General features: G+C 63.4%; 11 protein-coding genes. 3 read left to right on the plus strand and 8 right to left on the minus strand.

The window, feature by feature from the left end; genetic code table 11:
* The 3 genes from EOD15_RS19105 to EOD15_RS19115 form a co-directional block, all read right to left on the minus strand.
* Positions 1 to 587: M20/M25/M40 family metallo-hydrolase (locus tag EOD15_RS19105; protein WP_127408734.1), on the minus strand; the 587-nt coding region annotated here is incomplete at its 3' end.
* Between the two features lie 3 nt (positions 588 to 590).
* Positions 591 to 1,004, minus strand: a complete 414-nt coding sequence (locus EOD15_RS19110) for an endonuclease domain-containing protein (protein WP_245463714.1) — start codon at positions 1,002 to 1,004, stop codon at positions 591 to 593.
* 139 nt (positions 1,005 to 1,143) lie between these two features.
* Positions 1,144 to 2,472 carry an aspartate aminotransferase family protein gene (locus tag EOD15_RS19115; protein ID WP_127408735.1) on the minus strand — a complete coding sequence of 443 codons (1,329 nt, stop codon included), beginning with the start codon at positions 2,470 to 2,472 and terminating at the stop codon, positions 1,144 to 1,146.
* A 242-nt stretch (positions 2,473 to 2,714) separates the two neighbouring features.
* Between EOD15_RS19115 and EOD15_RS19120 the strand changes: the two genes are divergently transcribed.
* Positions 2,715 to 3,350, plus strand: a complete 636-nt coding sequence (locus EOD15_RS19120) for a TetR family transcriptional regulator C-terminal domain-containing protein (protein WP_027034993.1) — start codon at positions 2,715 to 2,717, stop codon at positions 3,348 to 3,350.
* 4 nt (positions 3,351 to 3,354) lie between these two features.
* Here the strand turns inward: EOD15_RS19120 and EOD15_RS19125 are convergent, their stop codons facing one another.
* A complete protein-coding gene (locus EOD15_RS19125) occupies positions 3,355 to 4,242 on the minus strand; it encodes a helix-turn-helix transcriptional regulator (protein ID WP_127408736.1) in 888 nt (295 codons plus the stop codon).
* Positions 4,243 to 4,345: 103 nt separating this feature from the next.
* Between EOD15_RS19125 and EOD15_RS19130 the strand changes: the two genes are divergently transcribed.
* Positions 4,346 to 5,191: an SDR family NAD(P)-dependent oxidoreductase gene (locus tag EOD15_RS19130; protein ID WP_127323164.1), complete on the plus strand. Its 846-nt coding sequence runs from the start codon at positions 4,346 to 4,348 to the stop codon at positions 5,189 to 5,191.
* Positions 5,188 to 5,910, plus strand: coding sequence for an SDR family oxidoreductase (locus tag EOD15_RS19135; protein ID WP_127408737.1), 723 nt, complete (start codon positions 5,188 to 5,190; stop codon positions 5,908 to 5,910). Before EOD15_RS19130 ends, EOD15_RS19135 begins: the two co-directional genes overlap by 4 nt.
* 30 nt (positions 5,911 to 5,940) lie before the next feature.
* On the opposite strand, the gene EOD15_RS19140 is transcribed toward EOD15_RS19135, so the two are convergent.
* The 4 genes from EOD15_RS19140 to EOD15_RS19155 all read right to left on the minus strand — a co-directional run.
* Positions 5,941 to 6,189, minus strand: coding sequence for a hypothetical protein (locus EOD15_RS19140; RefSeq protein WP_127323292.1), 249 nt, complete (start codon positions 6,187 to 6,189; stop codon positions 5,941 to 5,943).
* Positions 6,190 to 6,249: 60 nt separating this feature from the next.
* Positions 6,250 to 7,032: a trehalose-phosphatase gene (otsB, locus tag EOD15_RS19145; RefSeq protein WP_127382851.1), complete on the minus strand. Its 783-nt coding sequence runs from the start codon at positions 7,030 to 7,032 to the stop codon at positions 6,250 to 6,252.
* Positions 7,029 to 8,810 carry a trehalose-6-phosphate synthase gene (locus tag EOD15_RS19150; RefSeq protein WP_127408738.1) on the minus strand — a complete coding sequence of 594 codons (1,782 nt, stop codon included), beginning with the start codon at positions 8,808 to 8,810 and terminating at the stop codon, positions 7,029 to 7,031. Before EOD15_RS19150 ends, otsB begins: the two co-directional genes overlap by 4 nt.
* 141 nt (positions 8,811 to 8,951) lie before the next feature.
* Positions 8,952 to 10,924, minus strand: a 1,973-nt coding sequence (locus EOD15_RS19155) for an amylo-alpha-1,6-glucosidase (RefSeq protein ID WP_127408739.1), incomplete at its 5' end; no start/stop codon positions are given.

Below are 10,924 nucleotides of genomic sequence, written 5' to 3' on the forward strand. Positions count from 1 at the left end.
TCGATGTGCAGTTCGAAGAAGGCGTGGATCTTGCGATCGCCGACCTTCTCGTTGCCCTTCCAGCCGATGCGCTCGAGCTCCTCGCCGAATTTCTTGCCCTGTTTGTCGACATGCCGGTACACATCGGCCTGGTCGAGCACGCCGGCGAACACGCCGGACGCCATCATCGCCGGCGCGAAGCGCGAGCCCTCCTCATTCGTCCAGTTGGTGACGACGATCGGATGTTTGGTCTTGATGCCGAGATCGTTGAGCGAGCGCACCACTTCAAGCCCGCCCAGCACGCCGAGCACGCCGTCGTACTTGCCGCCGGTCGGCTGCGTATCGAGATGGCTGCCGACATAGACCGGCGGCAGGCTGGGATCGGTGCCTTCGCGGCGGGCAAACATCGTGCCCATTTCATCGACGCCCATTTCGAGCCCGGCCGCATCGCACCAGCGCTTGAACAGATGCCGCCCTTCGCCGTCTTCGTCGGTCACGGTCTGGCGATTGTTGCCGCCGGCAATGCCGGGGCCAATCTTCGCCATCTCCATGATGGAATCCCACATACGGTCTGAATTGATTCGCAGATTCTCGCCAGGTGCGGCCATGCTCTAAAACCTCATTGATGCGCAGGCGTCCCCCTCCCCCTCGAGGGGAGGGTGGCCGCGAAGCGGTCGGGTGGGGTCGGCTGACATATGCTCAACCTTCCCCTTGACCATCTGCGCGACATGCCACGCGCTGTTTATGACATCGGGCTCGTCAACACGGAAGACGTGAAACCCGAGAGAGCGCAGATAGGCATCACGAACAGCATCGTGCCGTTTACCCCTCTCGTGTTCGTGCAGATCACCGTCGACCTCAACGATCAGCTTCACCGCCAAGCAAACGAAGTCAACGATATAAGGCCCAATCGGGCACTGACGGCGAAACTTGATGCCTCCCGATTTCAACTCCCGCAGTTCATACCACAGGAGGGATTCGCCCTTGGTCGCGTGAACTCGAAGCGCGCGCGCCTTCTGGCGCATTTCGAAGCTCACGCGGGTACGGGGCATCAGACGCGGCCACGCAGCAAAAGATCAGGTCGGCACCCAGTCGCACCGACCCCACCCGACCGCTTCGCGGCCACCCTCCCCTCGAGGGGGAGGGATATCCGCGTCCAGTTCGTCAATCTATCGCTCGCAAGACTTCTCTGACATGGTCGATCAATTCGTTGATCTGGCCCTTGGTGATGATCAGCGGCGGCGACAGCGCGATGATGTCGCCGGTGGTGCGGATCAGCGCGCCGCGCTCGAACGCCTTGACGAAGGCCGAGAAGGCCCGCTTGGTCGGCTGGCCGGCGATCGGCGCCAGCTCGATCGCGCCGATCAGGCCGATGTTCCTGATGTCGATGACGTTCGGCTCGCCCTTCAGCGAATGCAGCGCGTCTTCCCAGTACGGCGCCAGCTCCTCGCCGCGGGTTAGCAGGCCCTCTTCCTTGTAGGTGTCAAGCGTGCCGAGTGCGGCCGCGCAGGCAATCGGGTTGCCCGAATAGGTGTAGCCGTGGAAGAACTCGATCATCTGCTCGGGGCCGGTCATGAAGGCGTCGTGGATCTCCTTCTTGACGAACACCGCGCCCATCGGGATGACGCCGTTGGAGACGCCCTTGGCGGTGGTCATGATGTCTGGCGTGACACCGAAATAGTCGGCGGCGAACGGCGTACCGAGACGGCCGAAACCGGTGATGACCTCATCGAAGATCAACAGGATGCCGTGCTTGGTGCAGATTTCACGCAGCTTCTCGAGATAGCCCTTCGGCGGCAGGATGACGCCGGTGGAGCCTGCGACCGGTTCGACGATGACAGCGGCGATGGTCGAAGCGTCATGCAGGGCGACGATGCGCTCCAGTTCGTTGGCAAGTTCCGCGCCATACTCCGGTACGCCCTTGGTGAAGGCGTTCTTTTCCGGCAGATGCGTGTGCGGCATATGGTCGACGCCGCCGAGCAGCGTGCCGAACATCTTGCGGTTGGTGACAATGCCGCCGACCGAGATGCCGCCGAAATTGACGCCGTGATAGCCGCGCTCGCGGCCGATCAGCCGGGTGCGCGAGCCCTCGCCCTTCACACGATGATAGGCGATGGCCATCTTGAGCGCGGTCTCGACCGATTCCGAGCCGGAATTGGTGAAGAAGACATGGTCCATGCCCTTGGGCGCGAGGTCGACCAGGCGGTTGGCCAGTTCGAACACGATCGGGTGGCCCATCTGGAAGGCGGGCGCATAGTCGAGCTCGGCGGCCTGCTGCTGGATCGCCTCGGTGATCTTGGGACGGCAGTGGCCGGCATTGACGCACCACAGGCCGGCGGTGCCGTCGAGAACCTTGCGGCCGTCGCTGGTCGTGTAATGCATGTCCTTGGCGGACACCATCATGCGTGGCGCCTGCTTGAACTGCCGGTTTGCCGTGAACGGCATCCAGAATGCGCTGAGATCGTTCGGCGTGACTTTCAGCCGGTTGGACATGACCAGGACTTCCCCTTGTAATCTGTTTCGGTGCGCCCAACGCTTGGTCTATGCCGCGTTTTCATGCTACGCAAATTTTTGACCGATTGGACAAACGTTAGCACCGCCCTGTCGGCGGTCAAGGGATTACTAGCGGAAATGCGGCACCTGAAGTGCGTTCCACAGGCTAGGGAAAAACTGGTCCAGAGAATTGGTCCAGATGACCTTGAACGCGAGGTTTGGCAACACGAGGGCTTGCAACGGTGACCATCGGCACGGACGCCCCTCGCCGCACCCGCATCCAGCAGGAAAAGCGCGAACTCATCCTGGAGGCGGCGCTCGAGGTTTTCTCGACCAACGGTTTTCGTGGCTCGACCATTGACCAGATCGCCGAAGCCGCCGGCATGTCGAAGCCGAACCTGCTCTATTATTTCCGCCGCAAGGAAGACATCCACGAGACGCTGATGCAGCGCCTGCTCGACACCTGGCTGGCGCCGCTGCGTGAACTCGATGACATCGGCGACCCCTTGACCGAATTGCGCAGCTACATCAGGCGCAAGCTGGAGATGGCACGCGACTTTCCGCGCGAGAGCCGGCTGTTCGCCAACGAGATCCTGCAAGGCGCGCCGCGCATCATGCCGCTGCTGGCGGGCGAACTGAAAACGCTGGTCGACGAGAAGGCGACCGTCATCAAGGGCTGGATGCGCGCCGGCAAGATCGCCAAGACCGATCCGTGGCACCTGATCTTCTCGATCTGGGCGACGACGCAGCACTACGCCGATTTCGACGTCCAGGTCCGGGCCGTGCTCGGGCCGAACCGCGGCGGCGACGGCCGCTTCGAGGATGCGGCAAGGTTTCTCGAACAATTGTTCTTGGATGGGCTGAAGCCGAAGACCTGACGCTTCAGGCGCTGCGCCGCTCGGCCGGCAGGGCGTCCAGCAACGTCTGCAGCTTGGCGATCGAATTCTGCTCGGCGAGCGGCGTGTAGACGATCAGCTTCATGTCCGAGCCGTCGCCGATCGACAGGCTCATATGCTCGAAGGTCATGGCGCCCGCGCTCGGGTGCCGGACATGTTTCACCCCCGACAACCGGTGCGCGACGTCGCGCTGCGGCCACCAGGTGCGAAATTCGGGGCTCGAACCCGTCATCAACTCGATCAGCCGCTCGAAATCCGGATCGCCGACATAGCGCGCACTCGCGGCCCGAAACGAGGCCAGCACGGTGCGCGCCAGTTGCTCCCAGTCGACCAGCAGGCGCCGGTGGTGCGGGCTCGTGAACACCATGTGGACGATGTTGCGGGCGTCACCCTCCAGCAAGCCATAGTCGCCGAACACCGCGACGGCAGCCGGGTTCCAGGCCAGCACATCCCAGCGCCGCCCGACAACATAGGCCGGCTGCAGCACCAGGCTCTGCAGCATGTGCAGCAAGGGGCCGTCGACTTTTTCCGGCGCCACGCCACGGCGCTCCGGCTGCTGGCGGTCGGCGAGGATGAACAGATGCTGTTTTTCGGCGGCGTCGAGGCGCAGTGCTTCGGCAAGTGCCGTCAGCACCTCGACCGAGGGCCTGACCTCCCGCCCCTGCTCCAGCCATGTGTACCAGGTGGTGCCGACACCGGCGATCATCGCCACCTCCTCGCGGCGCAAGCCCGGCGTACGCCGCCTGAGACCGGTGGCGATGCCGGTGGCCGAGGGCGTCAGCCTTTCGCGGCGCGAGCGCAGGAAGGCGCCGAGTTCGCGCCGGCGGCTGTCTTCAGCCGAATGTGTGGGGGCAGCGTGGGGTTGGGACTCCATGCGGGTATTATAGCAGTATTGATACCAGGATAAAGTTTGAACTGTTTGGCCCGCGCCAACTGTCCCATCTTCGGTTCAGAGCAACAGAACGGAGGCTCTGAACATGGAACTCAAAGACAAGATGATCCTCATCACCGGCTCTACCGATGGCGTCGGCCGGGTCGTCGCGCAACGGCTCGGCGCCGCGGGCGCCCGTGTGCTGGTGCATGGCCGCGATGCGACGCGCGGCAAGGCTGTTGTCACCGGGATCGAAGCGACCGGCGGCAGGGCGGAGCTTCTGGTCGCCGACCTCTCGTCGCTGGCCGAAGTGCGCCGGCTTGCCGAAGCCGTGCGCGCCCGGACGGATCGGCTCGACATCCTCATCAACAATGCCGGAATCGGCACAGCGGGCCAAGGTGCCAAAAGGCAGGTCAGCTCCGACGGCTACGAACTGCGCTTCGCGGTCAACTACCTCGCCGGTTTCCTGCTGACATCGGAGCTTCTGTCGTTGCTGAAGGCGAGTGCGCCGGCCCGCATCGTCAATGTCGCCTCTGCGGGGCAGCAGGCGATCGATTTCAGCGATGTCATGCTGACCCGCTCCTATGACGGCGTGCGTGCCTATTGCCAGAGCAAGCTGGCGCAGATCCTGTTCACCGTCGACCTTGCGGAGCAGCTGAAAGGCACCGGCGTCACCGTCAACGCGCTGCATCCGGCGAGCTATATGAACACCACCATGGTCCGGCAAGCAGGCGTGACGCCGTGGAGCTCGGTCGAGACCGGTGCCGAGGCCATCCTCAATCTCGCCGCCTTACCCGCACTCGACGGGAAAAGCGGCCTCTATTTCGACGGCCTGCGGGAATCCCGCGCCGATACCCAGGCCTATGACGCCAAGGCAAGGCAACGTCTGCGAGCCTTGAGCCTTGATCTCATCGGCACGGCCTCCCCTACATCAAAGGAAGACCATTCATGACCAAGACAATCGAACACACCGTCATCATCGGCGGCTCGTCCGGCATCGGCCCGGCGACGGCGCGAAAACTGCTTGGCCTGGGCATGAAGGTGACCATCACCGGCCGCAACGAGGACAAACTGAAGAGCGCTTGGAAAAGCCTTGGCAGCGCTGCCGGGAAGGCTGCTTTCGACGCCGCGAAGCCGGATGAGGTCCGCCAGTTCTTCGAGAGCCTCGGTCCTTTCGACCATCTGGTGCTGGCGGCCAGCGGCGGCAAGGGCCTCGGCCCCTTCCCGACGCTTGACCTGAGCGACATCGGCAGCGGCGTCGAGGAAAAGGTCCGCCCGCAGCTGTCCTGCCTGCAGGCCGCCTTGCCGACGCTGAACAAGGCCGGATCGGTCACCTTCATCTCGGCGGTGTCGGCGCAACTCGCGACGCCCGGCGTCGCCGGTATCGCCGCCATCAACGGCATGCTGTTGACTGTGGTGCCGATCCTGGCCCTGGAACTGAAGCCGCTGCGCGTCAATGTCGTGGCGCCGGGGGTCATCGACACGCCCTGGTGGGATTTTCTGGCCGAAGAGCAGAGGCAAACGATCTTTGCCGACTATGCCGGCAAGACCCCGGTCGGCCGCGTCGGTCGGGCCGAAGACGTGGCCGACGCAATCGCCTTCCTCGTCTCCAGCGGCTTCATTACCGGCCAGGTGCTGACCTGCGACGGCGGCCTGAGATTTGCGGCATAAGAACAGCGACTATCGGGCTCCGACGGGACCTTAATTGGCCTTCTTTGGAACGCGGTCGTTCTCGTCCGCGGGCCTGTCGCCTGCCGGTTTTGCCGAAACAGGCTTTTCCGGCACATGGGAATAGTCAGATGTATCCGCCCCATACATCTTGTCGTCGATCGCCTCTTGCCAGCTGGAGTCCGCGTCGGACGGTGAAACGTCGGCGATCTCATGGCGGGAGGAGCGAGCGTGAAGCCAGTTCGGGGTGATCTCTCGAACCAATTGTGCAAAGCGTCCCATCGAAACCGTTCCTTTCCTTGTCCTTTCCAGGAGGCGCGATCACGGTTGCGTCGGCTGCACCTAGAGTTGACCTCTCAGCCAGGCCAGCGTCTCGGCAACGCCGGCCAGCCCGTACTGCGCGGTGGTTTGCGCCGGTGGTTTGACCCGTATCGATATGCCGCCGGCATCATTGATCGTTTCGAAGCCGTTTTCGTCCGACGTGTCGTCGCCTAGGAAGACCGGGCGGCGGCCTGCGAATGGCGCGATCTCCATGAAACGCCGAATCGCGGCACCCTTGGCCGCCTCCAGCGGCAGCAATTCCACGCCGGCGTTGCCGGCAACCACCCGGTAGCCCTTTGGCAAACCGGCCAGCGCCTGCTCGACAAGCTGCGTCGCGCGCGGAAGCAGATGCGGGGCGGCGCGCGTGTGGATGGCCAGCACCCGTCCCTTGCGCTCGATATACGCCCCACGACCGAGCTCGGCCTCGATCTCGTCGGCAAGGGCTGCGATATCCGCCGGCTCGTCCGCGATTTCGACGTCGTCGTCCGGCAGGAGCCGATGTTCCAGGCCATAGAGCCCGGCGGCTCGCAGTTTCAAAGGCTGAAACAGATGGTCGACGGCCGCAACGGACCGGCCCGTGATGAACGCCAACGCCCCGTTCAGCTTGCGGTCCAGGCCTTGCAGCAAGGAGCGAAGCTCGTCGCTGACCGAGACTGCGTCCGGGTGCTCGGCATGTTCCAGCAACGTGCCGTCGATGTCGAGGAACAATGCCCACTCGCCGGCCAGAACAGGCTGCGGTTTCTCCATGACGGCCTGCGGCTTTTGCAGGGTCTCGCCAATAATCTTCTGCAGCGTATCGCTCATGACATCGCCATCCGTCTGCGCTCAAAGATGGAGACGACATTGTCGACGCTGGGCGGCGGGTCGCCGGCGGCACCGGTTACCCGATCGAGGTCTCCGCGCTTACGCAAACGCGCCGCATCCAGAAGCATGCTGCCGGCCCAGCGATAGACGTTGTTGTTGCGGATCGTCTCGCGCATGGGTCGCATGCGCTCGCGCTGTTCTTCGGGCGCCATGGTCAATGCCTGCAACAGCGCTCCGCTCATCATGGCGGCATCGTAAGGGTTGACGATCAGCGCCTCCAGCAATTCGCGCGAGGCGCCGGCGAATGTGCTGAGCATCAAAACACCCTGCTCGTCGTCGCGCGCGGCGACGAACTCCTTTGCGACGAGGTTCATGCCGTCATGCAGGCTGGTGACCATGCATATGTCGGCGGCCCGATAGATCTCGTAAACCTGTTCTTGCGAGTGATGCTCGGCCACCATGATCACTGGCCTGTAGCCCTCGCTGCCATAACGCCGGTTGAGCTCTTCGGCATAACGGTGGCACTCGTCATGGAGCAATTTGTAGGCCGGTAGCGTGCCGCGGCTGGGTGCCGCGACCTGCAGGAAGACCAGTTTTCCGATCCATTCAGGCTGTCGCTTGAACAATTCGTTCAAAGCGTGAAACCGATCAAGAATGCCTTTGGTGTAATCGAGGCGCTCGACTCCGACGGCAAGCTTCACATCCGCTTTGAGACCGAACCTCTCGCGCATGCGAGCGCGGCAATCGTCGACATCGGGAAGTTTCGCCAGCAGGTCCGCCGGCCATTCTATCGAGATGGGATAGGCGTGCACCAATGTGGTTCGTCCGCCGTAGGAGATGGCCGCATCGGCCCGCTCGATGCGGCTTTCCAGGAAGCGATCGACGCTTTCGGTGAAATTGTTGGCGTGGAACTGGGTATGGAAGCCGATGATCGAACTGCCGAGCAGCCCCTCGAGGATGCGTTCGCGCCAGGGACAGATGCTGTACACTTCCGAATTCGGCCACGGGATGTGCCAGAAAGTGATGATGATCGCCTCCGGCAGGCGCTCGCGGATCATGCGCGGCAGCAGCGCGAAATGGTAGTCCTGGACCAGCACGATCGGCCGCTCGTTGCGGGCCTCGGCAACCACCGTATCGGCAAACTTCCGGTTGACGGCTTCATAGGCAGCCCAGTCCGAAGCGCGAAAAATCGGCCGGGTGAAGGCGATATGGCAAAGCGGCCAAAGGCCCTCATTGGCGAAACCGAGATAATAGCCCTGATGCTCTTCCTCCGTCAGCCAGACCCGGCGCAACGTGTAGGACGGGTTGCCAGGCGGCACCTGCACACGATCGTGGTTGTCGACGGTGAGGCGGTCCGCCGTTCCGCCGCCATAGGCGATCCAGGTGCCGGCACAGGCGCGGGTAATGGGCTCGAGCGCCGACACCAGTCCGCTGGCCGGGACGAGCAACTCGACGCCGTCGCCCTTCACATTGTGGATGTACGGTTCGCGATTGGACACCACGATGACCTGCGCATCGGGCAGATCGTCGGCCAGGATCTTGCGCAATGTTTCGGGCGACCAGGTCACCAGCGCGGCATCGGCCGATTGGCCATTCTTTTCGAACTCCCGTATCACCTTGCGCGCGGCTTCCGCGGCCACATCTTCGCCTGCCGTATGTGCGACCGCGGGTGGATGACGGCGACGGTGCCGCGAGATGGAGAGGAAAACGGCAAGAGCGGAAAAACCGAGGCTCGCGAAGATCAGAACCCAGAGCAGGTCCGCACCGTAGTTTGTCATTGAATGTCAACTCACCCCGGCCGTCGGCGACCGTTTGTTCGTGTTCCCGTTTGAAATGGTCCGCCAACCACGTGGTCAGCGTTCGGACCTGTATTTTTGCAACGCACAAAGCTGGGATCGGTTCCGGCAATTTTGTTCGGATCATGTCCTTACGATGAGCGGCACCAGCCCTTCATGGCGGTCGGCAAGGAAAGCGACGACCCGGTCACCGACGCGCTGGAAGGTGAGATCGACGACCCGGTCGCCGACGCCCAGGTGCCGCAGTGTCAGCGTGTCGATGCCGATCGGCAGTCTCGGGCGGGTGACGCGGATTTCGCTATCCCAGCCGTCGATCTCCAAGCCAAGGCAGGCCTGCATCAGCATGAAGGCGGATCCCGCCGACCACGCTTGCGGCAGGCAAGCGACGGGATAGGCGATGGGTGCTTCGCCCGGCGCGCGTGTAAACCCGCAGAACAGTTCGGGCAGCCGCATGTTGAAATGGACCGCGGATTCGAATGTGCCGCTCATCAGGCGAACCACGCTTTCACGCTCGCCATAATGCGCCAGGCCGGCACCGCATATGGCGGTGTCGTGCGGCCAGATCGAGCCATTGTGGTACGACATCGGGTTAAAGAACACCGCATCGTCGGCAAGCGTCCTCAGCCCCCAGCCGGAATGGAAGGAGGCGGAAAGCAGCTGGTCGGCGACCATCTGTGCCCGCGCCGGCTCAGGCAATCCGACAAAAAGCAGATGCCCGGCATTCGAGGTCCGCACCTTGCAGGGCTCGCCGGCACCGTCGATCGCGAGGGCATAGAAGCCGAGATCGTCAAGCCAGAAATCGCGTTCCACCGCCACCCGCATCGCCTCGGCGCGGTCCTCCCAGTGATCGGCTTTGTCGCCCTCGCCACGGCGGCGGGCAAGCTTGGCCAGCCCGCGGAAGGCGGCAAAGACATAGCCCTGCACTTCGACCAGGGCTATTGGGCCCTTGGGAATTCGGCCATCGGCATGGAAGACCGAATCGAAACTGTCCTTCCATCCCTGGTTTGCGAGGCCGGACTCGGCCGCTCGCTGGTAAGTCACGAATCCGGTCTCCTGGCCCGCCTCCTCCGTCCATTCGGCCGCCGCGCACAGCGAAGGCCACAGGCCGTCGATGAACGCCATGTCACCGGTACGATCGGCGTAGGCGCAAGCAAGATAGATGTAGAGCGGTGTCGTATCGACGCCACCGTAGTAGCGGCCGAAGGGAAGCTCCCGCAGCGCCACCATTTCGCCTTTGCGGGTCTCGTGCATGATCTTGCCCGGCTGCGAATCGCTGAACGGCGAGGTCTCGGTCGCCTGATGCTGGGCCAGAAAGGCCAACACGCCCCGCGCCAGGCCGGGATTGAGCCACAGCATCTGCAGCGCCGAGATGACGCCGTCACGACCGAACGCCGTCGAGAACCAGGGGATGCCGGCATAGGGATAGGGGCCGGTCGCCAGTTCGGTGGTCAGCAGCGCGACATCGGCGCGGGCGCGCTCGACCCAATCGTTGAAGACACGGCCCGAGCTGCGCACCGTCGCGCCATGGCGACGTTTGGCCCGCATGCCAAAGCGGGCGCGTGCGGCAGCGGCGCGGAACCGGTCGCGGTCGGGCTTGTCGGCCACCTCGGGACCGACCTCGACATAGAGCACCTTCCTGCTGCGCTTGGTCACGGCGATCAGGAAATCGGCACGATTGGCTGTCAGTTGGTCCGGCGCCTGCGAGAACGATATCGCAGAGAGGCGGGCCAGGCCATCGAGCCCGTCATAGCGCAGCAGGACCGACGTCGCGTCTGTTTCGGCGGCATGGGCCAGCCCGCGCTTCAGCCGTGTCGAGCCGCGCACTTCGAACATGTCGCGGAAATCGGCGGAGTAGTGCAGGGAAACGCTGATCGTCGAGTGTTCCCGGCTGTAATTGGAAAGGGTGATGCGTTCGAACAGCCTGTCTTGCCAGAGCAGTCTGACGCGTTCAATGTGGATGGCTCCCTGCGGGATGTCGCGTCCGCCGGCGCTCTGTATCGGCAGATTGGTCAAATTGGTGGTGAACAGCACATTGTCCTGGCTGAGCGAGGCGCCGAGCAGCGATGTCTGCCTGCCGCCGACGGTCAGCCGGAACT

The sequence above is a fragment of the Mesorhizobium sp. M7A.T.Ca.US.000.02.2.1 genome (assembly GCF_003996995.1).
GTDB lineage: Bacteria > Pseudomonadota > Alphaproteobacteria > Rhizobiales > Rhizobiaceae > Mesorhizobium.

Bases quoted from the DNA above. Each gene is read 5' to 3' on its own strand.
- EOD15_RS19110 (WP_245463714.1), bottom strand. From the start codon at position 1,004: ATGCGCCAGAAGGCGCGCGCGCTTCGAGTTCACGCGACCAAGGGCGAA.
- EOD15_RS19115 (WP_127408735.1), bottom strand. From the start codon at position 2,472: ATGTCCAACCGGCTGAAAGTCACGCCGAACGATCTCAGCGCATTCTGG.
- EOD15_RS19125 (WP_127408736.1), bottom strand. From the start codon at position 4,242: ATGGAGTCCCAACCCCACGCTGCCCCCACACATTCGGCTGAAGACAGC.
- EOD15_RS19130 (WP_127323164.1), top strand. From the start codon at position 4,346: ATGGAACTCAAAGACAAGATGATCCTCATCACCGGCTCTACCGATGGC.
- EOD15_RS19135 (WP_127408737.1), top strand. From the start codon at position 5,188: ATGACCAAGACAATCGAACACACCGTCATCATCGGCGGCTCGTCCGGC.
- EOD15_RS19140 (WP_127323292.1), bottom strand. From the start codon at position 6,189: ATGGGACGCTTTGCACAATTGGTTCGAGAGATCACCCCGAACTGGCTT.
- otsB (WP_127382851.1), bottom strand. From the start codon at position 7,032: ATGAGCGATACGCTGCAGAAGATTATTGGCGAGACCCTGCAAAAGCCG.
- EOD15_RS19150 (WP_127408738.1), bottom strand. From the start codon at position 8,810: ATGACAAACTACGGTGCGGACCTGCTCTGGGTTCTGATCTTCGCGAGC.